This is a genomic window from Agromyces tropicus, assembly GCF_039531345.1.
In the GTDB taxonomy this organism is placed as follows: Bacteria; Actinomycetota; Actinomycetes; order Actinomycetales; family Microbacteriaceae; genus Agromyces; species Agromyces tropicus.
Window position 1 is genome coordinate 1 of sequence record NZ_BAAAPW010000001.1, and the last position, 23,465, is coordinate 23,465.

The window sequence follows — 23,465 nt, forward strand, 5'->3', positions numbered from 1 at the left end:
GGGGTTGGTTGAACCATTTTTTTTGGAGAGTTTGATCCTGGCTCAGGACGAACGCTGGCGGCGTGCTTAACACATGCAAGTCGAACGATGAAGCCTAGCTTGCTGGGTGGATTAGTGGCGAACGGGTGAGTAACACGTGAGTAACCTGCCCTGGACTCTGGGATAACCCCGAGAAATCGGAGCTAATACCGGATAGGACCTTTCCCCGCATGGGGTTTGGTGGAAAGTTTTTCGGTTTGGGATGGACTCGCGGCCTATCAGCTTGTTGGTGAGGTAATGGCTCACCAAGGCGTCGACGGGTAGCCGGCCTGAGAGGGTGACCGGCCACACTGGGACTGAGACACGGCCCAGACTCCTACGGGAGGCAGCAGTGGGGAATATTGCACAATGGGCGCAAGCCTGATGCAGCAACGCCGCGTGCGGGATGACGGCCTTCGGGTTGTAAACCGCTTTTGTCAGGGAAGAAGGGCTTCGGCTTGACGGTACCTGGAGAAAAAGGACCGGCTAACTACGTGCCAGCAGCCGCGGTAATACGTAGGGTCCGAGCGTTGTCCGGAATTATTGGGCGTAAAGAGCTCGTAGGCGGTTTGTCGCGTCTGCTGTGAAATCCAGGGGCTCAACCCCTGGCCTGCAGTGGGTACGGGCAGACTTGAGTGGTGTAGGGGAGACTGGAATTCCTGGTGTAGCGGTGGAATGCGCAGATATCAGGAGGAACACCGATGGCGAAGGCAGGTCTCTGGGCACTTACTGACGCTGAGGAGCGAAAGCGTGGGGAGCGAACAGGATTAGATACCCTGGTAGTCCACGCCGTAAACGTTGGGCGCTAGATGTGGGGACCTTTCCACGGTTTCCGTGTCGTAGCTAACGCATTAAGCGCCCCGCCTGGGGAGTACGGCCGCAAGGCTAAAACTCAAAGGAATTGACGGGGGCCCGCACAAGCGGCGGAGCATGCGGATTAATTCGATGCAACGCGAAGAACCTTACCAAGGCTTGACATACACCGGAACACCCTGGAGACAGGGGACTCTTTGGACACTGGTGTACAGGTGGTGCATGGTTGTCGTCAGCTCGTGTCGTGAGATGTTGGGTTAAGTCCCGCAACGAGCGCAACCCTCGTCGCATGTTGCCAGCACGTTATGGTGGGGACTCATGTGAGACTGCCGGGGTCAACTCGGAGGAAGGTGGGGATGACGTCAAATCATCATGCCCCTTATGTCTTGGGCTTCACGCATGCTACAATGGCCGGTACAAAGGGCTGCGATGTCGTAAGGCGGAGCGAATCCCAAAAAGCCGGTCTCAGTTCGGATTGAGGTCTGCAACTCGACCTCATGAAGTCGGAGTCGCTAGTAATCGCAGATCAGCAACGCTGCGGTGAATACGTTCCCGGGCCTTGTACACACCGCCCGTCAAGTCATGAAAGTCGGTAACACCCGAAGCCGGTGGCCTAACCCTTGTGGAGGGAGCCGTCGAAGGTGGGATCGGTGATTAGGACTAAGTCGTAACAAGGTAGCCGTACCGGAAGGTGCGGCTGGATCACCTCCTTTCTAAGGAGCTACTCGCACCCTTTCGGGGGTGCGCAGTGCATGCCGGTTCCGAGGCGAACGTCCTCGGTCGGTGAGCTCATGGGTGGAACATTGACATAGGTGCTCGTCTGGATGGTTCAGACCTAGTACGCCTGCTTCGGTGGGTTGGAACGGTGGGGGCCGGATGGTCGGGTACGTGCACGCTGTTGGGTCCTGAGGGACCGGACATGGCCTGGTGCCTCCTGTCGGGGGTGCGGGTCGGGGTTGGTTCCCCGTGCAGGCCTTCATCGTTGCCGGCGTTCGCTGGTGGGGGTGGGGGTGCTGTCCGTCTGTTGAGAACTACATAGTGGACGCGAGCATCTTAGATTCGATGCCCTGGTCGCTCTTCGTGAGTGGTGGGGTGTCGGGTCACAAGGTCAAGCACGGTGCGCCCTTCGGGGTGTGCCGGACTGATCATTGGTCACCATCATCCTTCGGGGTGGTGGTTTCTGAAAACTCATGTGATTTCAAGTTTCTAAGAGCAAACGGTGGATGCCTTGGCATCTGGAGCCGAAGAAGGACGTCGTAATCTGCGATAAGCCTCGGGGAGCTGATAAACGAGCTGTGATCCGAGGATTTCCGAATGGGGAAACCCCGCCAGGCCCTTCGGGTGACCTGGTGACTCCCGCCTGAATGTATAGGGCGGGTAGAGGGAACGTGGGGAAGTGAAACATCTCAGTACCCACAGGAAGAGAAAACAACCGTGATTCCGTGAGTAGTGGCGAGCGAAAGCGGAAGAGGCTAAACCGGCCTTGTGTGATACCCGGCAGGGGTTGCATGGTCGGGGTTGTGGGACCTTTCGTGCTGTTCTGCCGGACAGCGACGGTGACGCGTCGGGTATAGACGAACCGGATTGAAAGCCGGACCGGAGTGGGTGTGAGTCCCGTAGTCGAAATGCCTGGCCGGCCGGAAGGGGATCCCAAGTAGCACGGGGCCCGAGAAATCCCGTGTGAATCTGTCAGGACCACCTGATAAGCCTAAATACTCCCAGATGACCGATAGCGGACAAGTACCGTGAGGGAAAGGTGAAAAGTACCCCGGGAGGGGAGTGAAAGAGTACCTGAAACCGTTTGCTTACAAACCGTCGGAGCCTCCTTGTTGGGGTGACGGCGTGCCTTTTGAAGAATGAGCCTGCGAGTTAGTGATCTGTGGCGAGGTTAACCCGTGTGGGGTAGCCGTAGCGAAAGCGAGTCTGAATAGGGCGATTGAGTCGCAGGTCCTAGACCCGAAGCGAAGTGATCTATCCATGGCCAGGTTGAAGCGACGGTAAGACGTCGTGGAGGACCGAACCCACTTAGGTTGAAAACTGAGGGGATGAGCTGTGGATAGGGGTGAAAGGCCAATCAAACTTCGTGATAGCTGGTTCTCTCCGAAATGCATTTAGGTGCAGCGTTGCGTGTTTCTTGCCGGAGGTAGAGCTACTGGATGGCCGATGGGCCTCAACAGGTTACTGACGTCAGCCAAACTCCGAATGCCGGTAAGTGAGAGCGCAGCAGTGAGACGGTGGGGGATAAGCTTCATCGTCGAGAGGGAAACAACCCAGACCACCGACTAAGGTCCCTAAGCGCGTGCTAAGTGGGAAAGGATGTGGAGTTGCACAGACAACCAGGAGGTTGGCTTAGAAGCAGCCACCCTTGAAAGAGTGCGTAATAGCTCACTGGTCAAGTGATTCCGCGCCGACAATGTAACGGGGCTCAAGCACGTCACCGAAGTCGTGGCATTGACATTTATGGTAGGCCTTCGTGGTCCAGCCGTGTCGATGGGTAGGAGAGCGTCGTGTGCCGGGTGAAGCGGCGGTGGAAACCAGCCGTGGACGGCACACGAGTGAGAATGCAGGCATGAGTAGCGAAAGACGGGTGAGAAACCCGTCCTCCGGAAGACCAAGGGTTCCAGGGTCAAGCTAATCTGCCCTGGGTAAGTCGGGACCTAAGGCGAGGCCGACAGGCGTAGTCGATGGACAACGGGTTGATATTCCCGTACCGGCGAAGAACCGCCCACACGAGACCAGGAGTGCTAAGCATCCCAAGCCGTGCATGATCCCTTCGGGGTGACGCGCGGGGCGGCATGCGACCCCGTCTGGTGGAGTGAGCGTGATAACAGGTGTGACGCAGGAAGGTAGCCCAGCCCGGGCGATGGTTGTCCCGGGGCAAGCGTGTAGGCCGAGCGATAGGCAAATCCGTCGCTCATGATGGTTGAGACGCGATGCGGATGAAAAGTGGGTGATCCTATGCTGCCGAGAAAAGCATCGACGCGAGGTTCCAGCCGCCCGTACCCCAAACCGACTCAGGTGGTCAGGTAGAGAATACCGAGGAGATCGAGAGAATCGTGGTTAAGGAACTCGGCAAAATGCCCCCGTAACTTCGGGAGAAGGGGGGCCGGATACGTGAACACCCTCGCGGTGGGAAGCGTTGAAGGCCGCAGAGACCAGTGGGAAGCGACTGTTTACTAAAAACACAGGTCCGTGCCAAGTCGCAAGACGATGTATACGGACTGACGCCTGCCCGGTGCTGGAAGGTTAAGAGGACCGGTTAGCTCTTCGGAGCGAAGCTGAGAATTTAAGCCCCAGTAAACGGCGGTGGTAACTATAACCATCCTAAGGTAGCGAAATTCCTTGTCGGGTAAGTTCCGACCTGCACGAATGGCGTAACGACTTCCCAGCTGTCTCAACCGCGAACTCGGCGAAATTGCATTACGAGTAAAGATGCTCGTTACGCGCAGAAGGACGGAAAGACCCCGTGACCTTTACTACAGCTTGGTATTGGTGTTCGGTGTGGCTTGTGTAGGATAGGTGGGAGACTGTGAAGCGGGCACGCCAGTGTTCGTGGAGTCATTGTTGAAATACCACTCTGGTCACTCTGGATATCTAACTTCGAACCGTGATCCGGTTCAGGGACAGTGCCTGGTGGGTAGTTTAACTGGGGCGGTTGCCTCCCAAAGAGTAACGGAGGCGCCCAAAGGTTCCCTCAACCTGGTTGGCAATCAGGTGGCGAGTGTAAGTGCACAAGGGAGCTTGACTGTGAGACTGACAGGTCGAGCAGGGACGAAAGTCGGGACTAGTGATCCGGCAGTGGCTTGTGGAAGCGCTGTCGCTCAACGGATAAAAGGTACCTCGGGGATAACAGGCTGATCTTGCCCAAGAGTCCATATCGACGGCATGGTTTGGCACCTCGATGTCGGCTCGTCGCATCCTGGGGCTGGAGTAGGTCCCAAGGGTTGGGCTGTTCGCCCATTAAAGCGGTACGCGAGCTGGGTTTAGAACGTCGTGAGACAGTTCGGTCCCTATCCTCTGCGCGCGCAGGAAATTTGAGAGGATCTGACCCTAGTACGAGAGGACCGGGTTGGACGAACCTCTGGTGTGCCAGTTGTTCCGCCAGGAGCACCGCTGGTTAGCTACGTTCGGGATGGATAACCGCTGAAAGCATCTAAGCGGGAAGCCGGCCTCGAGATGAGATTTCCATCCCCTTCGGGGGGAGAGGCTCCCAGCCAGACGACTGGGTTGATAGGCCAGATGTGGAAGCACCGCAAGGTGTGCAGCTGACTGGTACTAATACGCCGACAACTTGACAATCACTCATTCACACCATCGTTGTAAGGCAGCGGTGTGGAGCCTGATACTCGCGTCCACTCTGTGGTTCCCTTCAGACGGAAACACACACAACCGAACAGAGACAACACCCCCACCCCCCGGAAGCTAAGACTCGCAGCGCCGATGGTACTGCAGGGGCGACCCTGTGGGAGAGTAGGACACCGCCGGACATTCATTGCAGAGTGGCCACCCGCAGCGTTCAATAGCGAACGCCGGCGGGTGGCCATTCTTCGTTAACGCAGGGGCTCCGCAACGGCCCGAGAGTACGGTTGAGTCCACAGGACTCCCAAGGCAGGACGACAGGAACACCGTGAGCGATTCCACGCAGGATCCCGGCGAGCGCCGGAAGGACCGAGACGACGATCGCCGCAGCGGCCGTGCTGAGCGCTCCGGGAGTTCGGGCCAGGGTCGTCGGCCCGGTCGGGACGGCGGGCCGCGAGGCGGCGCCGGCGCGAGGTCGTCCGGGCGCGAGGGCGAGCGTCGCTCCGGTTCGCGCGACGATCGCGGGCAGGACCGAGGACATCATGCGCGTGGCGGGACCCGGCGCGACGACGACCGCTCGTACGGCGCGAGTCGCGACGGCGGACGGTCATACGGTTCGCGTCGCGACGGGGAGCGGTCGTCCGGGGCGCGTCGCGATGACGCGCGTGGATACGGTTCCCGCCGTGAGGGCGAGCGGTCCTCCGGCCAGCGGCGAGACGGGGACCGGTCGTACGGCGCCGGTCGTGACGGCGGGCGGTCGTACGGTTCGCGTCGTGACGGTGACCGGTCGTCCGCGCCTCGTCGCGATCGGGACGGCGCGCGGGGCTTCTCCCGCGACGACCGACGCGATCAGGGGCAGGGCCGCGGCCGACCCGAGCGCTCGGGCGGAGCGCGTGAGCCGCGTCACGGCGGGCGCGTCGCCGGCCGCCCGGCGCAGCGCGCCGGCGATCGGGGGCGGGATCGCGCGCCGCGCGCGGCCGTCCACGGCGCCGCCGAGTTGGCGGTCCGGCCGCGACACGACGATCCGCCGGTCGCTGACCGGATCACGCCGAGGGACCTCGACTCCGCCGCGCGTGCCGAACTGAAGACCCTCTCGAAGGAGAACGCCGACTGGGTCGCGCGGCACCTCGTCGCCGCGGCCGAGGCGCTGGAGGACGACCCGGGCCTGGCGCACCGTCACGCGCTCTCCGCCGCGCGTCGTGCAGGACGCGTTGCCGTCGTCCGCGAGACCCTCGCGATCACGGCCTACGCCACGGGGGACTTCCCGCTCGCGCTGCGCGAGCTCCGCACCTACCGCCGGCTCTCCGGGCACGACGACCAGATCGCGCTCATGGTCGACAGCGAACGCGGTGTCGGGCGACCGGACCGGGCCCTCGAGCTCGGCCGCTCCGTCGACCGCTCGACGCTTCCCCCGCAGGTGCAGGCCGCGCTCGCGATCGCGATGTCCGGCGCACGCCTGGATCTCGACCAGCCCGAGCTCGCCCTCGCCGAACTCGAGATCCCGCAGCTCGACCCCGATCGCGCGTTCTCGTACAGCCCGGCCCTGTTCGCCGCCTACGCCGAGGTCCTCGAGGAGCTCGAGCGGACGGACGAGGCGGCCGACTGGCGCGCCCTCACGGAGCGCGCCGAGGCGGCGCTCGACGGTGCGCGTCCGGACTTCGTCGAGGTCTTCGAGCTCGAGGAGGACGAGGCGCCCGTGCCGATCGCCGACGGCGGGAACCCGGTCGACGACGAGGCCGCGACGGCAGCCGAGGAAGACGTCGAGTCAGGATCGTCGACGGACGTCGAGGGAGCCGATTCGGAGGCCGAGCCGACCGAGTCGTCCGACCCCGCGGATGCGATCGAGCCGGAGGTCGCGGCGATCCTCGCCGAGACCGCGGGACTCGACGACGACACCGACCGGGCATGAGCCCGCTGTTCGGCCCGCGCCGCGGCGCGGCGCCCCTCGACGGCGTCGACGCCGTCTTCGCGGACCTCGATGGTGTCGTGTACGCCGGACCGCACGCGATCCCGCATGCGGTCGAGAGCCTGAACCGGGTCGCCGAGACGATGCCGGTCGCGTACCTCACGAACAACGCGTCGCGCAGCGACGAGCAGGTCGCCGCGCACCTGCGCTCGCTCGGGCTGCGCCCCTCCGCTCGGGACGTCGTCACCTCGCCGCAGGCCGCGATACGGCTGCTCGCGGCATCCGTCGACCCGGGGTCCCTCGTGCTCGTCGTCGGCGGCGACGGCATCGTCACCGAGCTCGAGCGGCACGGCTACCGCGTGACGCGCTCGGCCGACGATGCACCGGACGCGGTGATGCAGGGCTTCCACCCCGACGTGGGATGGCGGCAGCTCGCGGAGGCGGCCTTCGCCCTCAACGCCCACGGCGGCCCGGGGGAGCCGGGCGGCATCCCGTGGATCGCGACCAACATGGACTGGACCATCCCCGTCGAGCGCGGCATCGCCCCCGGCAACGGCACGCTGGTGTCGGCCGTGCACACGGCCGCAGGGCGCTTCCCGGAGGTCGCGGGCAAGCCGGAGGCGCCGATCTTCGACGAGGCGTGCGAGCGGTTCGGCGCCGAACGGCCGCTCATGGTCGGCGACCGGCTCGACACCGACATCCGCGGAGCCAACCGCGCCGGCATGGCCTCGCTGCTCGTGCTCACCGGCATCGACCGGGCGAAGCAGGCGCTGGCGGCGGATGCCGCGAGCCGGCCGGACTTCATCGTCGCCGACCTGCGGCAGCTGCACGATCCGTACCCCGAGGTGGAGCGACGCCGCGGCGGAGTGCGCGTCGGGCGCGCCGAGGTGCGCGTCGACGGCCGCCGCGTCGTGATCGAGCGCGACGGCGACGAGCCGCTCGACCTCCTGCGCGCAGCGTGCCTCGCGATCTGGGAGTGCGGGACGGCGATCCACGCCCTGGACGTGCCCGAGCGCCTGTACCGCTGATCCGGGCCGACGCCGCTCGGGCCGGGCCCGATGCGATCCGCCCCGCGGCGCGGGCCGCCCTCGGTGACGGCGGCACCGGGTACCGTGGAGGCGTGAGCACAGGAGACCTCGACGCCGACGAGCCGATGGAGACGACCGACGACCTCCCGGCGTCCGCCGCCGACGCGCTCGAGGCGATCGACAGGGCGCCGCTCGAGGAGCGCGCCGCGGGATTCGACGCGCTGGCCGAGCAGTTGCGGCGCGAGCTCGAGCGGTCCGACCCGGCGCGCGCCGCGGGCTGATCGGTGGCCGACCAGCGGCTCGATGCGGCACTGGCGGCGCGGGGGCTCGCCCGTTCGCGCACGCACGCGGCCGCGCTCATCGCCGACGGCGCGGTGCGCGTCGACGGCCGGCCGGCGACGAAGGCCTCCCACCGCGTGGCGGAGGACGCCGTGATCGACGTGGCCGGCGCCGACCACTACGTCAGTCGCGCGGCGCACAAGCTCCTCGCCGCACTCGATGCCTTCGCCGTCGACCCGGCCGATCGCGTCGTGCTCGACGCCGGCGCGTCGACCGGCGGGTTCACCCAGGTGCTGCTCGAGCGGGGCGCGCGCACGGTGCTGGCGGTCGACGTGGGACACGGCCAGCTGGCCGCGCAACTGCAGGGCGCTGCGGGGCTCGTCCTCGTCGAGGGCTGCAACGTGCGTCACCTCGATGCGCCGAGGCTCGCCGCCCTGACCGGGGTCGCGGAGCGCCCGACGCTCGTGACCGCCGACCTGTCGTTCATCTCGCTCACCACCGTCCTGCCCGCACTGCAGGCGTCGGCCGCGCCGGACGCCGAGTTCGTCCTCCTCGTGAAGCCGCAGTTCGAGGTCGGTCGCAGCGGCACGCGCGAGGGCGTCGTGCGCGACGCCGACGCCCGTGGCGACGCCGTCATGAACGTGCTGTGGGCCGCCCACGACCTCGGCCTGCGCACCGCCGGCGTCCTGTCCTCCCCGATCGCCGGCACGCACGGCAATCTCGAGGTCCTGGTCCTGCTGAGCACGACTCGGGGCGGGGATCCGTCAGAATGGTCGGGTCGGGTCCGAGAATCGACAGGAGGCGTCACGGCGTGAGCGATGCACGGCACTTCCTCGTGGTCTCGCACACCGGTCGTACCTCGGCACTGGATGCCACGGCCGACGTGTGCGGCCAGCTCGCGTCCGCCGGTGCGATCCCCGTGGTCGCCGCGGAGCAGTGGCACGACGTCATGTCGGCGCTGCCCGAGCTCGAGGGCATGGTCAAGCGGTTCGAGGAGGTCTCGCCGGCCTCGATCGAGCTCGTGATCGTGCTCGGCGGCGACGGCACGATCCTGCGCGCCGCCGAGCTCACGCGCGACCATCCCGTGCCGCTGCTCGGCGTGAACCTCGGCCACGTCGGCTTCCTCGCCGAGAGCGAACGCGACGACCTGGGCTACACGGTCGGCCGCGCACTCGCACGCGACTACACGGTCGAGGAGCGCACGACCCTGTCGGTCCGCGCCAAGGTCGCCGAGGAGGTCGTCTACGAGGGCTGGGCACTCAACGAGGCGACGGTCGAGAAGGCCGAGCGCGAGCGCATGCTCGAGGTCGTCATCGAGGTCGACCGGCGGCCGCTGTCGTCGTTCGGCTGCGACGGCGTCGTGATGTCCACGCCGACCGGGTCCACGGCGTACTCGTTCTCCGCCGGGGGGCCGGTCGTCTGGCCCGCCGTCGAGGCGCTCCTGCTGGTGCCGCTCAGCGCGCACGCGCTCTTCGCTCGCCCGCTCGTCGTCGGGCCGGAGTCCTCGCTCGCAGTCGAGGTGCTCCAGCGCACCGAGGCGTCCGCCGTCATCTGGTGCGACGGGCGACGGATGTTCGAGCTGCCGCCCGGGGCTCGCGTCATCGTCCGCCGGTCGACCGTGCCGGTCCGGCTCGCACGGCTCCACCAGGCCCCGTTCACCGATCGGCTCGTCAACAAGTTCCAGCTCCCCGTGACGGGATGGAAGGGGCCGGTCGCCGGTGATTGAGGAACTCGGGATCCGCGACCTCGGCGTGATCGCCGAGGCCGCGCTGCCGCTCGGACCGGGATTCACGGCGGTCACGGGCGAGACGGGCGCGGGCAAGACCATGGTCGTCACGGCGCTCGGGCTCCTCCTCGGCTCCCGTGCCGACGCCGGCACCGTGCGCGCGGGCGCGAAGCAGGCATGGGTCGAGGGGCGGTGGCTGCTCGCCGACCCCGACGCCGTGGCCGAGCGCGTCGCCGACGCCGGCGGCGAGATCGACGCGGGCGAGCTGCTGCTCGGGCGATCGGTGTCCGCCGAGGGCCGGAGCCGCGCGATCGTCGGCGGCCGCAGCGCGCCGGTCGGGGTCCTCGCCGAGCTCGCCGACCACCTCGTCGTCGTGCACGGGCAGGCCGACCAGCAGCGACTGCGCTCGGCGACCGCGCAGCGGGAGGCGCTCGACCGCTTCGCCGGGCCCGACCTGGGCGCGGTGCTCGGCGAGTACCGTTCGGCCTTCCGCGCCTGGCGATCCGAGGCCGAGGAACTCCGTGCGCTCCGCGACCATCACGACGAGCGGCTCCGCGAGGCCGAGGAGCTGCGGCAGGCGCTCGACGAGCTCGAGGCGGCGGATCCGCAGCCCGGAGAGGACGACGCGCTCCAGGAGCGCGCCGAACGGCTGACCAACCTCGAGGAGCTGCGGCTCGCCGCCGCCCAGGCCCGTGAGCTCGTCTCCGCGGAGGTCGCAGGTGACGACACTCCCGACGCGATCACGCTCGTCGAGTCCGCACGCCGCCACGTCGAGCGGGTCGTCGCGCACGACGCCGCGCTCGCACCGATCGCCGAGGGCATCGCGAGCGCCGGCTTCGCCCTCGCCGACGCCGCGACCGAGCTGTCGAGCTACCTGGCCGGACTCGACGCCGACGGCGCCGCGGAGCTCGAGACGGTCCAGGAGCGGCGGGCCGTGCTCACCGCGCTCGCGCGTCGGCACGGATCCCTCGACGCCGCCCTGTCCTTCCGGCACGACGGCGGGCTCCGGCTCGTCGAGCTCGACGGCGACGACGACCGGATCGCCGAACTCGAGGACCGGGTCGCGCAGCACGCGGCCGCGGTCGACGAACTGGCCGACCGACTCACGGCGCTCCGCACGGACGCGGCCGGTCGCCTGGCCGCGGCCGTCACGGCGGAGCTGTCGGCGCTCGCCATGCCCGACGCCGAACTCACGGTGGCGGTCGAACGGGCCGCGGAGCCCGCGGCGCACGGGCGCGACCAGGTCGCGATCCTCCTGCGACCTCATTCCGGCACCGAGCCCCGTCCGGTCGCGAAGGGCGCGTCGGGCGGCGAGCTCTCGCGGGTGATGCTCGCGATCGAGGTGGTCATCGCCGGGGCCGATCCGGTGCCCACGTTCGTCTTCGACGAGGTCGACGCCGGCGTCGGCGGCGCCGCCGCGATCGAGATCGGCCGCCGGCTCGCGCGGCTCGCCGAGCGGTCGCAGGTCATCGTCGTGACGCACCTCGCCCAGGTCGCGGCGTTCGCCACGAACCACCTGAGCGTCGTGAAGGGCACCGACGGCCGGGTGACGGCGTCGAGCGTCCGCCAGCTCGAGGGCACCGATCGCGAGGCCGAGATGGCGCGACTGCTCTCCGGGCTCGCCGACTCCGAGTCCGGGCTCGCCCACGCACGCGAGCTGCTCGAGATCGCCGACCGCGACGCCGCCTGACGCGCGACACGCCGCGCAGTCGCATCGTCCCCGGTCGGGTCCGAGCCCGGATTCATGCGGCACGCGGCCGGGGCGGCACCCCGCAGCACGGGTGTCGGAGCATTCCCAGCCGGGAGTCGGATAGACTACAAGCCCGTGGTGGATGATCGCGGCGCAGACATTTCGAACACTGAACTCACGAACACCGTGACCAAGCACATCTTCGTGACTGGCGGTGTCGTTTCCTCACTGGGCAAGGGCCTGACGGCGGCAAGCCTCGGCAACCTGCTCACGGCGCGGGGCCTGCGGGTGGTGATGCAGAAGCTCGACCCCTACCTCAACGTCGATCCCGGCACGATGAACCCGTTCCAGCACGGCGAGGTCTTCGTGACCGACGACGGCGCCGAGACCGACCTCGACATCGGCCACTACGAGCGCTTCCTCGACATCAACCTGTCGCAGGCCGCGAACGTCACGACGGGCCAGATCTACTCGACGGTCATCGCCAAGGAGCGTCGCGGCGAGTACCTCGGCGACACCGTCCAGGTGATCCCGCACATCACCGACGAGATCAAGCGCCGGATGCGCCTGCAGGCGTCCGAGACGCCGAAGCCCGACGTGATCATCACCGAGATCGGCGGGACGGTCGGCGACATCGAGTCGCAGCCGTTCATCGAGTCCGCCCGCCAGGTGCGCCACGAGCTCGGCCGCAAGAACGTGTTCTTCGTGCACGTCTCGCTCGTGCCGTTCATGGGCGCCTCGGGCGAGCAGAAGACGAAGCCGACGCAGCACTCCGTCGCCGCGCTGCGCTCCATCGGCATCCAGCCCGACGCGCTCGTGCTCCGCAGCGACCGTCCCGTCACCGAGGCGAACAAGCGCAAGATCGCGCTCATGTGCGACGTCGACGAGGGCGCCGTCGTGAACGCGGTCGACGTGCCCTCCATCTACGACATCCCGACGATGCTGCACGAGCAGGGGCTCGACGCGTACCTCATCGACGCGCTCGACCTCGACGGCAAGGCGGCCGAGGTCGACTGGTCGGCCTGGTCCGACCTGCTGAAGGTCGTGCACGACCCCGCCCACGAGGTCACCATCGGCCTCGTCGGCAAGTACATCGACCTGCCCGACGCCTACCTCTCGGTCACCGAGGCGCTGCGCGCCGGCGGCTTCGCGAACGACACGCGCGTGACCATCGAGTGGATCCCGTCCGACGAGTGCCGCACGCCCGAGGGCGCGAAGGAGAAGCTCTCGCACCTCGACGGCATCTGCGTGCCCGGCGGCTTCGGCGTCCGCGGCATCGAGGGCAAGCTCGGCGCCCTGCACTTCGCGCGCGAGAACGGCATCCCCACGCTCGGGCTGTGCCTCGGCCTGCAGTGCATGGTGATCGAGTACTCCCGCAACGTGGTCGGCCTGGCCGACGCGTCGTCGAGCGAGTTCGACCCCGACACCGAGTTCCCGGTCATTGCGACCATGGAGGAGCAGGTCGAGATCATCGCCGGGGGCGACCTCGGCGGAACGATGCGCCTCGGCCTCTACCCGGCGGCCCTCGCCGAGGGCTCGATCGTCGAGGAGCTGTACGGCTCCCCGCAGATCAGCGAGCGCCACCGTCACCGCTACGAGGTGAACAACGCCTTCCGCGACCGCATCGCCGAGGCGGGCCTCGTGTTCTCCGGCATGTCGCCCGACCGCCACCTCGTCGAGTTCGTCGAGCTGCCGCGCGACGTGCACCCGTTCTACGTCGCCACGCAGGCGCACCCCGAGCTCCGGAGCCGCCCGAACGACGCGCACCCGCTCTTCCGCGGCCTCGTCGCCGCGGCGCTCGAGCGGCACCAGGCCAGCCTGCTGTTCGACGACGTCGACGATGCCTGACACGGCCGCCGTCGCAGGCGACCGGGACGCGCTGCCCGCCGACGAGTACGTCGACCTCCCGATCCTCGAACGCGAGACCGTGTTCGAGGGTCGGATCTGGGACGTGCGGCGCGACACGCTCGACTACGGTCCCGCCGGCGCCCGCATCGTGCGCGAGTACGTGGCGCACCCGGGAGCCGTCGCCATCCTCGCCCTCGACGAGACGGACCGGGTGCTGCTCATCAAGCAGTACCGGCAGCCCGTCCGGGCCCGCGAGTGGGAGATCCCGGCGGGCCTGCTCGACGTCGCGGAGGAGCCCCCGCTCGAGGCGGCCAAGCGCGAGCTCGCCGAGGAGGCCGACCTCGTGGCATCCGACTGGGCGGTGCTCGCCGACTACTTCACGACGCCCGGCGGCAGCGACGAGGCGATCCGCGTCTACCTCGCGCGCGGGCTCGCAGCGGCGCCCGAGGTGCACGAGCGCGAGGACGAGGAGGCCGACATGGAGCGTCGCTGGGTGCCGCTCGACGCCTGCGTCGACGCCGTGCTCGCGCGCCGGACCGGCAACCCCTCGTTCACCGTCGGCGTGCTCGCCGCGGCGGCCGCGAGGTCGCGGGACTGGTCGACGCTCGGCCCGGCGGACGCGGCGTGGCCGGCGCACCCCAGCCAGAGGCCGGCCGCCGGGTGAGTGGGCGCGCGGTCGACGACTACCTGCGGCACCTCACCGTGGAGCGCGGCCTCGCGCGCAACACCCTCGCGTCGTACCGGCGCGACCTCGCGATCTACGGCGAGTGGCTCGACGCCGCGGGGATCGCCGGACCCGAGGCCGCGACCGGGGCGGACCTCGCCGCGTTCGTGCGGTACCTCGGCGGCGAACGCCAGCCGCCGCTCGCGGTCTCCTCGATCGCGCGCGTGGTCTCCGCGGTCCGCGGCCTGCACCGCTTCCTCGCCGAGGAGGGGCGCACGCCGACCGACCCCGCCCGCGACCTCCGCCCGCCGAAGCTGCCGATGCGGCTTCCCAAGGCGATCCCCGTCGAGGACGTCGCGGCCATCATCGAGGCCGCGCGCGTCGGCGAGGACGTCACGGCGCTCCGCGACGTGGCGCTGCTCGAACTGCTCTACGCCACCGGCGCCCGGGTCTCGGAGGCCACGGCACTGAACGTCGACGACCTCGTCGACGACGAGGTCGTGCGCCTCTTCGGCAAGGGCGGGACGCAGCGGATCGTGCCGGTGGGCAGCTACGCGCGACGCGCCCTCGACGCGTACCTCGTGCGTTCCCGTCCCGTGCTGTCGGTGCGGGGGAGCGCGACCCCGGCGCTCTTCCTCGGCGTCCGCGGCCGACGGATGTCGCGGCAGGCCGTCTGGCAGGTGCTGCAGGATGCCGCGGAGCGCGCCGGCGTCGCGGCATCCGTCTCGCCGCACACGCTCCGGCACTCCTTCGCGACGCACCTGCTCGCGGGCGGGGCCGACGTGCGCGTCGTGCAGGAACTGCTCGGGCACGCGTCCGTGGCGACGACGCAGATCTACACCCTGGTCACGGCCGACACACTCCGCGAGATGTACACGGTCGCGCACCCCCGCGCTCGTTAGAATCGACCAAGCAATCCGGATACGACGGGGAGAGAGCCGCACCGTGACCTACGAACACGACCCGGCGGACGGCACCGCCACGCTGGAGTCGTCGGACCTGGGTCCCACCGGCCGCCCCGCACGCGACTTCCCCGAGCCCGAGGCGCTGCGCTCGCACGGCCCGGCCCGCATCATCGCCCTCTGCAACCAGAAGGGCGGCGTCGGCAAGACCACGACGACGATCAACCTGGGTGCGGCGCTGGCCGACTACGGCCGCCGCGTGCTCGCGGTCGACTTCGACCCGCAGGGCGCCCTGTCGGCCGGGCTCGGCGTCCAGACGCACGACGTCCCCACCGTCTACGACCTGCTGCTTTCGCGCGGCGTGGCACCCGCCGACGCCGTCCAGCGGACCGCGGTCGAGGGCCTCGACGTCATCCCGGCGAACATCGACCTGTCCGCCGCCGAGGTGCACCTCGTGACCGAGGTCGCCCGCGAGCAGATCCTCGCCGGCGTGCTGCGCAAGGTCTCGGGCGACTACGACGTGGTGCTCATCGACTGCCAGCCCTCGCTCGGCCTGCTCACCGTGAACGCGCTGACGGCCAGCCACGGCGTCGTGATCCCGCTCGAGTGCGAGTACTTCGCCCTCCGCGGGGTGGCCCTGCTCATCGAGACCATCGACAAGGTCCGCGACCGGCTGAACCCGGCGATCACGCTCGACGGCATCCTCGCGACCATGTACGACGCCCGCACGCTGCACTCGCGCGAGGTGCTCGAGCGCGTCGTCGACGCGTTCGACGACCGCGTGCTCGAGACCGTCATCACCCGGACCGTGAAGTTCCCGGATGCCACCGTCGCCGCGACCCCGATCACCGAGTTCGCCCCCGACCACCCCGCCTCCCGGGCCTACCGACAGCTCGCCAGGGAGCTGATCGACCGTGGCGCGGTCGCCTGAGCCCAGCGCGGCGGCACCGACCTCCGAGGCGCAGGATGCGCACGAGCACGACGTCGAGCCAGAGTTCCGCGTCGCGCTGTCCAACTTCGAGGGTCCGTTCGACCTGCTGCTCTCCCTCATCGCCAAGCACGAGCTCGACATCACCGAGGTGTCGCTCTCGGCCGTCACCGACGAGTTCATCGCGTACCTGCGCGGCATCGAGACCGACGAGGACCTCGACCGTGCGAGCGAGTTCCTCGTCGTGGCGGCGACGCTGCTCGACCTGAAGGTCGCGGGGCTGCTGCCGCAGGGCGAACTCGTCGACGCCGAGGACGTCGCGCTGCTCGAGGCGCGCGACCTGCTGTTCGCCCGCCTGCTGCAGTACCGGGCGTTCAAGGAGGCCGCGCAGTGGTTCGGCGGACGCATCGAGGCCGAGTCGGTCCGGCACGCGCGGAGCGTCCGCCTCGAGGAGCGCTTCCGGCAGCGCGCACCGGAGCTGCGGTGGACCGTGGATGCTGCGGACTTCGCCGCCCTCGCGACGCTCGCCCTCACGCCGCGCGAGATCCCGACCGTGGGCCTGGACCACCTGCACGCGCCGCTCGTGTCGATCCGCGAGCAGGCGGCGCACGTCGTGGCGGTGCTCCGCAGCGGCGAGCCCGTGACGTTCCGCCAGCTGATCGCCGGCGTCGACCGGCCGGGCGTGGTCGTGGCGCGGTTCCTCGCCGTGCTCGAGCTGTACCGGCACGCGGCGATCGGGTTCGACCAGCTCGAGCCGCTGGGGGAGCTGACCCTGCACTGGGCCGCGAGCGAGCACTGGTCCGACGACCGACTGGAGAGCCTGGGAGCCGACTATGACGAGTGAGACCGACGACGTGGCCGTGGACGCGACCGGAGGCCCCGAGGTCTCCGTGGCGACGCCGCTCGACGTGCCCGGCCAGCCGCGACTCGACCTCGACCGCGCGATCGAGGCCCTGCTGTTCATCGCCGACGAGCCGCAGAGCCTCGTGCACCTCGCGGCCGCGGTCGCCCGGCCCATCGCAGAGGTGAAGGCGTCCATCGCGCGGCTGCGGGCCGACTACGACGGCGGGGCGGCGTCCGGCGAGCCGCGGACCGACGCGGGGGAGCAGGCCGGCGGAAGCGGCATCCGTCGCGCCTTCGAGCTGCGGGAGGTCGGCGGGGGCTGGCGGTTCTACGCCCGCACCGAGTACGACGCCCTCATCACGAGCGCCGTGCTCGCGCAGACCTCGACGAAGCTCAGCCAGGCGGCGCTCGAGACACTCGCCGTGATCGCCTACAAGCAGCCGATCTCGCGGTCCTCGATCGCGTCGATCCGGGCCGTGAACGTCGACTCCGTCGTCCGCACCCTGCTCGGCCGGGGCCTCATCACCGAGGTCGACACCGACGAGGAGACGGGCGCGATCCTCTACGGCACGACCGACCTGCTGCTCACGAACCTCGGCATCTCGTCGCTCGACGACCTGCCGCCGATCTCGCCGCTGCTCGACGGCGGCCAGGAGGGATTCGACCGTGACCTCGTCTGATCGCACCGGGGGCGCCGACGCCGCGCCCGAGGGCGTCCGGCTGCAGAAGGCGCTCGCCGCGGCCGGCGTCGCCAGCCGCCGCGTCGTCGAGAACCTGATCGTCGAGGGCCGCATCGAGGTGAACGGCCGCGTCGTCACGGAGCTCGGCACCCGCATCGACCCGCTCGCCGACGAGGTCTCGGTCGACGGGGTCGCGGTGCAGCTCGACCAGGACAAGCGGTACTTCATGCTGAACAAGCCGCGCGGCGTCGTCTCGTCGATGCGGGACGAACAGGGCCGGCCCGACCTGCGCCGGTTCACGGACCCGCTCGACGTGCGGGTCTTCAACGTCGGCCGCCTCGACGGCGACACGAGCGGCCTGCTGCTGCTCACCAACGACGGCGACCTCGCCCACGTGCTCGCGCACCCGTCGTTCGGCGTCGAGAAGACGTACATCGCGAAGGTGACGGGTCGGATGACGGCCCAGACCCTGCAGCAGCTGAAGCGCGGGATCGAGCTCGAGGACGGCCCGATCCGGGTCGACCGCGCCAAGATCCTGCAGCCGCAGCCCGACGCCGGGCACACGATGGTCGAGGTCACCCTGCACTCGGGTCGCAACCGGATCGTGCGTCGCATGCTCGACGCCGTCGGCCACCCCGTCGTCGAGCTCGTGCGCCGGCAGTTCGGCCCGCTGCACCTCGGCACCCTGCGCTCGGGCCACGTGCGCGAGTTGTCTAAGATCGAACTCGGCCAGCTCCTGACCATCGCCCGCGCGGCGGACGCCGGCCGGAAGGGGAAGCGCTGACGTGGTCGAGTCACGGCTCATCGGACCGGTGCGCGTCGTCGGCGCCGGCCTGCTCGGCACGAGCATCGCCCTCGGGCTCCGCGCCCGCGGCATCGAGGTGATCCTCGCCGACGCGTCCCCGACGCACGTCGCGATCGCGGTCGACCTCGGCGCCGGTCGGCCCGCACGCCCCGAGGACGCACCGCAGCTCATCGTCGTCGCCGTGCCGCCGGACGTCACCGCGAGCGTCGTCGCGGCCGAGCTCGAGGCGTTCCCCGACTCGATCGTCACGGACGTCGCGAGCGTCAAGGCGGGCGTGCTCGCCGAGCTCGTCGAGGCCGGTGCCGACGTCTCGCGGTACATCGGGTCGCATCCGCTGGCCGGTCGCGAGCGCGGCGGCCCGCTCGCCGCGCGCGCCGACCTCTTCGCGGGGCGGCCGTGGGTGGTCGCCGCGCACGACGAGATCAGCTATCGCCGGGCGGGCGCCATCGACGACCTGATCCTCGACCTCGGCGCGACGCTCGTCGAGATGACGCCCGAGGAGCACGACCGCGGCGTCGCGCTCATCTCGCACGTGCCGCAGGTCGTCTCGAGCATCATGGCGCGCCGCTTCATCGACGCCCCGAACGCGGCCCTCGGCCTGGCCGGCCAGGGCGTGCGTGACGTGACCCGGGTGGCGGCGAGCGACCCGGACCTCTGGGTGCAGATCCTCGGCGCCAACGCGCTCCCGGTGCGCGACATCCTGCTCGCATACCGCGACGACCTCGATCGCTTCATCGACGCCCTCGCCGACCCCGCCGCCCCAGGCGCGCGCCGCCGCGTCGCCGAGGAGCTCACGGGCGGCAACACCGGCGTGGCGCGCCTGCCCGGCAAGCACGGCACCGACAAGCGCTTCACGACGATCGTCGTCATGGTCGACGACCGGCCGGGCCAGCTCGCCCGGCTCCTCGCCGAGATCGGCGAGATCGGCGTGAACCTCGAAGACCTCCGCCTCGAGCACTCGCCCGGCCGCCAGGTCGGCCTGGCGGAGATCGCCGTGCTTCCCGAGGCGGCGGACCGACTGACCACCGAGCTGGCCGCGCGCGGCTGGCGGATCGCAGGATGAGCATGACCCACCCCCCAGTCCTCCCGTTCGTCGTCGCCGTCGACGGCCCCGCCGGCAGCGGCAAGTCGAGCGTCTCGAAGGAGGTCGCCCGCCGCCTCGGCTGGGGCTTCCTCGACACCGGCGCCGCGTACCGGGCGCTCGCCTGGCACGTGGAGGCGTCCGGCGTCGACACCGACGACCCGGCATCGGTGATCTCGTGCCTCGATTCGTTCGCATACCGCATCGGCACCGACCCCACCGGCTACTCGGTGCACGTCGGGGCGACGGACGTGACGCACGCCATCCGCGAGCCCGGCATCTCGGGCGTCGTCAGCCGGGTCGCGCGCGTGCCCGAGGTGCGCACCCACCTCATCGAGCTGTTCCGCGCGATCATGGCGGCGGAGCGCCGCGGCGGGATCGTCGTCGAGGGCCGCGACATCACCACGGTCGTCGCGCCCGACGCGCCCGCCCGGATCCTGCTGACCGCCTCCGAGGAGGTGCGCATGGCGCGCCGATCCGCCGAGCTCGTCGGGCATTCGGCGGCGGCGACCGGGGCGCAGCTGCAGGCCCGCGACGCCGCCGACTCCAAGGTCGTCGACTTCATGAACGCGGCCGACGGCGTCGTGACGGTCGATTCGACCGACCTCGACTTCGACGAGACGGTCGAGGCCGTGCTCGCGGTCATCCGGGATGCTCAGGTTCGAACTGGTTGAATAGACCGGTTGTGCGCTCGCGCGCGCGACCCCGAGACCATCCAGGAGTTGCCATGACCGATCGCGACGTCGAGTACGACGCCCCCGACGACGACCTCGCCGACCGCCTCGCCGACGTCGACGAGGACCTCGCCGACCAGCGTGCGGCGGCGCTCCGTTCCGGCCTCGACGACTACGAACTCGACGTCGACGACCTCGACCTGCTCGAGCACGCCGACGAGGGCGAGGAGGGCATCCGCACCCTGCCCGCACTGCCCGTCATCGCGATCGTCGGCCGGCCGAACGTCGGCAAGTCCGCGCTCGTCAACCGCATCCTCGGTCGCCGCGAGGCGGTCGTCGAGGACACCCCCGGCGTCACGCGCGACCGCGTCTCGTACAAGGGGGAGTGGCTCGACCGTCGCTTCACGCTCGTGGACACAGGCGGGTGGGAGCCCGACGCCCGCGGCATCGACGCGTCGGTCGCCGCGCAGGCGGAGGTCGCGATCGAACTGTGCGACGTCGTGCTCTTCGTCGTCGACGCGACCGTCGGCGCGACCGCCACCGACGAGCACGTCGTGCGCCTGCTGCGCAAGACCAGGAAGCCCGTCTTCCTCGTCGCCAACAAGGTCGACGACGCCCGCCAGGAGCCGGAGGCCGCCGCGCTGTGGAACCTCGGGCTCGGCGAGCCGTACCCGGTGTCGGCGCTGCACGGCCGCGGTGTCGCGGACCTCCTCGACGAGGTGTTCCGCGTGCTGCCGCTGGTGTCCGCGGTCGCGAAGGAGGAGTTCGGCGGTCCCCGACGAGTCGCGATCCTCGGCCGCCCGAACGTCGGCAAGTCGAGCCTGCTGAACAAGGCGGCGCGCGAGGAGCGCGTCGTCGTGAACGACCTCGCTGGCACGACCCGCGACCCCGTCGACGAGCAGATCGAGCTCGGCGGCAGGGTGTGGCGCTTCGTCGACACCGCCGGCATCCGCCGTCGCGTGCACCTGCAGCAGGGCGCCGACTTCTACGCGTCGCTGCGCACCCAGGCCGCGCTCGAGAAGGCCGAGGTCGCCGTCGTGCTCCTCGATGTCTCGCAGCCCATCTCCGAGCAGGACGTGCGCATCATCGACCTCGTGCTCGAGTCGGGCCGCGCGCTCGTGCTCGCGTACAACAAGTGGGACCTCCTCGACGACGACCGCCGCCGGTACCTCGAACGTGAGATCGAGCAGGACCTCCACCACGTCGCCTGGGCGCCGCGCGTCAACATCTCCGCGAAGACCGGGCGCCACCTCGAGAAGCTGGTTCCCGCCCTCGAGGCGGCGCTCGAGTCGTGGGACACGCGCATCCCGACGGGCAAGTTCAACGCCTTCCTCACCGAGCTCGTGCAGGCCCACCCGCACCCGCTGCGGGGCGGCAAGCAGCCGCGCATCCTGTTCGGCACGCAGGCCGCGACGCGGCCGCCGACGTTCGTGCTGTTCACGACCGGCTTCCTCGACGCGGGCTACCGCCGGTTCATCCAGCGCCGCCTGCGCGAGATCTACGGCTTCGTCGGCTCGCCGATCGTGCTGAACATGCGCGTGCGCGAGCGGCGCCAGCGGGCGTAGCGACGGTGAGGCGGCGGTCGCGTATGTCGGATGCGGTCGAGTGGATGCCGCGGCGCGGCCGCGCACGGACGGCGCGGTCGTGGAACTGACCGTCCGGGTCAAGCCCGGCAGTCGGCGCGGACCGCTCGTCGAGGCGACTCCCGACGACCCCGCGGCATCCGTGACGGTCCACGTGCGCGAGCGCGCGGTCGACGGGGCCGCCAATGCCGGCGTCGTCGCCGCGCTCGCCGACCACTACGGCGTGCGGCGCGGCGACGTCGAGATCCTCCGCGGGCATGCCGCGCGGATCAAGCGCGTGCGCATCGACGGCGCCTGAGACCCGGGTCGCCCTGACGCCGAGGTCGCTCGCGGGCCGTCGTCGCCCGCGCGTGGTCAGGCGGGGACCGGCCCGCCCGCCCGGACGGGAGCCCAGCGCCACGCGGGGGCGGCGAGCGCCCGCGGACGGCTGAACGCGGTGCGGACGCCGGACGACGCGAGCACCGAGTCCGGCGCGCGCCCGGCGAGGTCGGGGAAGCCGCTCGCGGCGAGCAGCTCGTCGTCGAGTTCGAGCAGCTCCGCCCGCTGCAGCGGCCAGGGCTCGTGCGTGTTGCGCGCCCACCAGGTGCGCCCCAGGTGGCGTTCGTGGTATCCCCATCGCGCCGTGAGGAAACCGACGAGCTCCGCGTCGGGCGCGTCGGGCGGGACCGGCGCCCCGAGACGCGCGCGGATGCGGGTCGACGGGCCGCCGAGGCCGTGCCGACGGCTCCGGAAGTCGAGCTCGAGCCCGCCGGCATCCACTCGCCTCGTCACGCTCGATCGCGCCCAGTGGTACGGCAGTCCCCAGCCCGCGCGGGCCGCGAGGACGGGCAGCAGGCGGCCCGCCTCGAGGGTGCGGAACACCACGCCGTGGCGGCCCCGCTCGTCACGCGAGTACAGCCGGACGTTGACCTCGACGAACGTGCCGAGCCGCGGCATGGCCGGCAGCGGCGGGAAGCGCGTGTCGGCGAGCACGAACGGGATGAGCCCGACCCACGTGTCGCCGCCGATGACGTCCGGGCGGGTGCCCGGCGGCAGGTGCGGCTCGACCAGACCGGGATCGACCCGCCAGTGGAGGAAGAGCACGTCGCGCCAGTGCTGCTCGACCGCGCGACGCCCGGGCAGTGGTGGGGGAAGGGTCGGGTTGCCGTGCACGTCCCCATCCTCGCGGCACTGCCGGGCGGTTGTCACGGGCGTACGCTCGCACCATGGCCTCCGACGGCGGGATCCTGGGCGATCGCTGGCTCGCGCGGCTCTCCGGCCTCCACCGGTGGGTGATCCGGATGACCCGCGGTCGGCTGGGCTGGCGGATCGGCGGCATGACCACGGTCGAGCTGCACACGACCGGGCGACGCTCCGGACGGCCGCGGTCGGCAATCCTGTCGGCGCCGATCATCGAGCCCGGCCGCGTGGTGCTCGTCGCTTCGAAGGGCGGCGCCGACCACCATCCGGCGTGGTACCTGAACCTCGACGCGGACCCGGACGTCGTGGTGGAACTGCGGGACGGCACGCGGCGGATGCGCGCGCGCACCGCGACGCGCGACGAGCGGGCCGCGCTGTGGCCGCGCGTGACGGCCGTCTACTCCGGCTACGCGCACTACCAGGAGCGCACCCGACGGGAGATCCCGATCGTGATCTGCGAGCCCCGGGGCGGGCCGGATGTCCCGGGCCGTTCGTCGTCGGCCGCCTAGCATGGGCCGC

19 protein-coding genes and 2 rRNA genes are annotated in these 23,465 nt (G+C 69.8%); 20 read left to right on the top strand and 1 reads right to left on the bottom strand.

The genetic code is table 11. From position 1 onward, the window contains the following. Positions 1-19 precede the first annotated feature (19 nt). The 19 genes from ABD230_RS00005 (at position 20) to ABD230_RS00095 (ending at position 22,065) form a co-directional block, all read left to right on the top strand. Positions 20-1,544 (top strand): 16S ribosomal RNA (locus ABD230_RS00005). 483 nt (positions 1,545-2,027) lie between these two features. After that, positions 2,028-5,130 (top strand): 23S ribosomal RNA (locus ABD230_RS00010). Together the 16S and 23S rRNA genes form the textbook arrangement of a ribosomal RNA operon. A 997-nt stretch (positions 5,131-6,127) precedes the next feature. Next, positions 6,128-7,039, top strand: coding sequence for a hypothetical protein (locus tag ABD230_RS00015; protein WP_344368571.1), 912 nt, complete (start codon positions 6,128-6,130; stop codon positions 7,037-7,039). Then, positions 7,036-8,064, top strand: a complete 1,029-nt coding sequence (locus ABD230_RS00020) for an HAD-IIA family hydrolase (RefSeq protein WP_344368572.1) — start codon at positions 7,036-7,038, stop codon at positions 8,062-8,064. The genes ABD230_RS00015 and ABD230_RS00020 overlap by 4 nt, the downstream gene beginning before the upstream one ends. Before the next feature lie 92 nt (positions 8,065-8,156). Continuing rightward, entirely contained in the window at positions 8,157-8,345 is a 189-nt protein-coding gene (locus ABD230_RS00025; RefSeq protein ID WP_344368573.1) for a hypothetical protein, read from the top strand. A 3-nt stretch (positions 8,346-8,348) separates the two neighbouring features. Further along, the gene (locus ABD230_RS00030) at positions 8,349-9,158 is read left to right on the top strand and encodes a TlyA family RNA methyltransferase (protein WP_344368574.1); all 810 of its coding nucleotides are present in this window, start codon (positions 8,349-8,351) and stop codon (positions 9,156-9,158) included. Beyond that, complete coding sequence (locus tag ABD230_RS00035) at positions 9,113-10,069, top strand: NAD kinase (RefSeq protein WP_425546174.1); 957 nt, start codon at positions 9,113-9,115, stop codon at positions 10,067-10,069. Before ABD230_RS00030 ends, ABD230_RS00035 begins: the two co-directional genes overlap by 46 nt. Continuing rightward, complete coding sequence (recN, locus tag ABD230_RS00040) at positions 10,062-11,759, top strand: DNA repair protein RecN (RefSeq protein ID WP_344368576.1); 1,698 nt, start codon at positions 10,062-10,064, stop codon at positions 11,757-11,759. The genes ABD230_RS00035 and recN overlap by 8 nt, the downstream gene beginning before the upstream one ends. Before the next feature lie 186 nt (positions 11,760-11,945). Next, the gene (gene pyrG / locus ABD230_RS00045; RefSeq protein ID WP_344368578.1) at positions 11,946-13,607 is read left to right on the top strand and encodes a CTP synthase; all 1,662 of its coding nucleotides are present in this window, start codon (positions 11,946-11,948) and stop codon (positions 13,605-13,607) included. Further along, positions 13,600-14,271 (top strand): NUDIX domain-containing protein, encoded by a 672-nt coding sequence (locus tag ABD230_RS00050; protein ID WP_344368580.1) that lies wholly within the window; start codon positions 13,600-13,602, stop codon positions 14,269-14,271. Before pyrG ends, ABD230_RS00050 begins: the two co-directional genes overlap by 8 nt. Beyond that, positions 14,268-15,173: a site-specific tyrosine recombinase XerD gene (locus tag ABD230_RS00055; RefSeq protein WP_344368581.1), complete on the top strand. Its 906-nt coding sequence runs from the start codon at positions 14,268-14,270 to the stop codon at positions 15,171-15,173. The genes ABD230_RS00050 and ABD230_RS00055 overlap by 4 nt, the downstream gene beginning before the upstream one ends. A gap of 43 nt (positions 15,174-15,216) precedes the next feature. Continuing rightward, complete coding sequence (locus tag ABD230_RS00060; RefSeq protein ID WP_344368582.1) at positions 15,217-16,104, top strand: ParA family protein; 888 nt, start codon at positions 15,217-15,219, stop codon at positions 16,102-16,104. Continuing rightward, the gene (locus tag ABD230_RS00065) at positions 16,088-16,945 is read left to right on the top strand and encodes a segregation and condensation protein A (protein ID WP_425546175.1); all 858 of its coding nucleotides are present in this window, start codon (positions 16,088-16,090) and stop codon (positions 16,943-16,945) included. Before ABD230_RS00060 ends, ABD230_RS00065 begins: the two co-directional genes overlap by 17 nt. Continuing rightward, positions 16,935-17,624: an SMC-Scp complex subunit ScpB gene (gene scpB / locus ABD230_RS00070; RefSeq protein ID WP_344368583.1), complete on the top strand. Its 690-nt coding sequence runs from the start codon at positions 16,935-16,937 to the stop codon at positions 17,622-17,624. Before ABD230_RS00065 ends, scpB begins: the two co-directional genes overlap by 11 nt. Beyond that, entirely contained in the window at positions 17,611-18,408 is a 798-nt protein-coding gene (locus ABD230_RS00075) for a pseudouridine synthase (protein WP_344368584.1), read from the top strand. Before scpB ends, ABD230_RS00075 begins: the two co-directional genes overlap by 14 nt. Before the next feature lies 1 nt (position 18,409). Further along, complete coding sequence (locus tag ABD230_RS00080; protein WP_344368585.1) at positions 18,410-19,492, top strand: prephenate dehydrogenase; 1,083 nt, start codon at positions 18,410-18,412, stop codon at positions 19,490-19,492. A 2-nt stretch (positions 19,493-19,494) separates the two neighbouring features. Then, the gene (gene cmk, locus ABD230_RS00085; protein WP_344368586.1) at positions 19,495-20,184 is read left to right on the top strand and encodes a (d)CMP kinase; all 690 of its coding nucleotides are present in this window, start codon (positions 19,495-19,497) and stop codon (positions 20,182-20,184) included. 53 nt (positions 20,185-20,237) lie between these two features. Then, positions 20,238-21,749, top strand: a complete 1,512-nt coding sequence (gene der, locus ABD230_RS00090; protein ID WP_344368588.1) for a ribosome biogenesis GTPase Der — start codon at positions 20,238-20,240, stop codon at positions 21,747-21,749. 79 nt (positions 21,750-21,828) lie between these two features. After that, positions 21,829-22,065: a DUF167 domain-containing protein gene (locus tag ABD230_RS00095; protein ID WP_344368589.1), complete on the top strand. Its 237-nt coding sequence runs from the start codon at positions 21,829-21,831 to the stop codon at positions 22,063-22,065. 56 nt (positions 22,066-22,121) lie between these two features. Here the strand turns inward: ABD230_RS00095 and ABD230_RS00100 are convergent, their stop codons facing one another. Then, complete coding sequence (locus tag ABD230_RS00100) at positions 22,122-22,919, bottom strand: YqjF family protein (protein WP_344368590.1); 798 nt, start codon at positions 22,917-22,919, stop codon at positions 22,122-22,124. 53 nt (positions 22,920-22,972) lie between these two features. Between ABD230_RS00100 and ABD230_RS00105 the strand changes: the two genes are divergently transcribed. After that, positions 22,973-23,455 carry a nitroreductase/quinone reductase family protein gene (locus tag ABD230_RS00105; RefSeq protein ID WP_344368592.1) on the top strand — a complete coding sequence of 161 codons (483 nt, stop codon included), beginning with the start codon at positions 22,973-22,975 and terminating at the stop codon, positions 23,453-23,455. Positions 23,456-23,465: the final 10 nt, after the last annotated feature.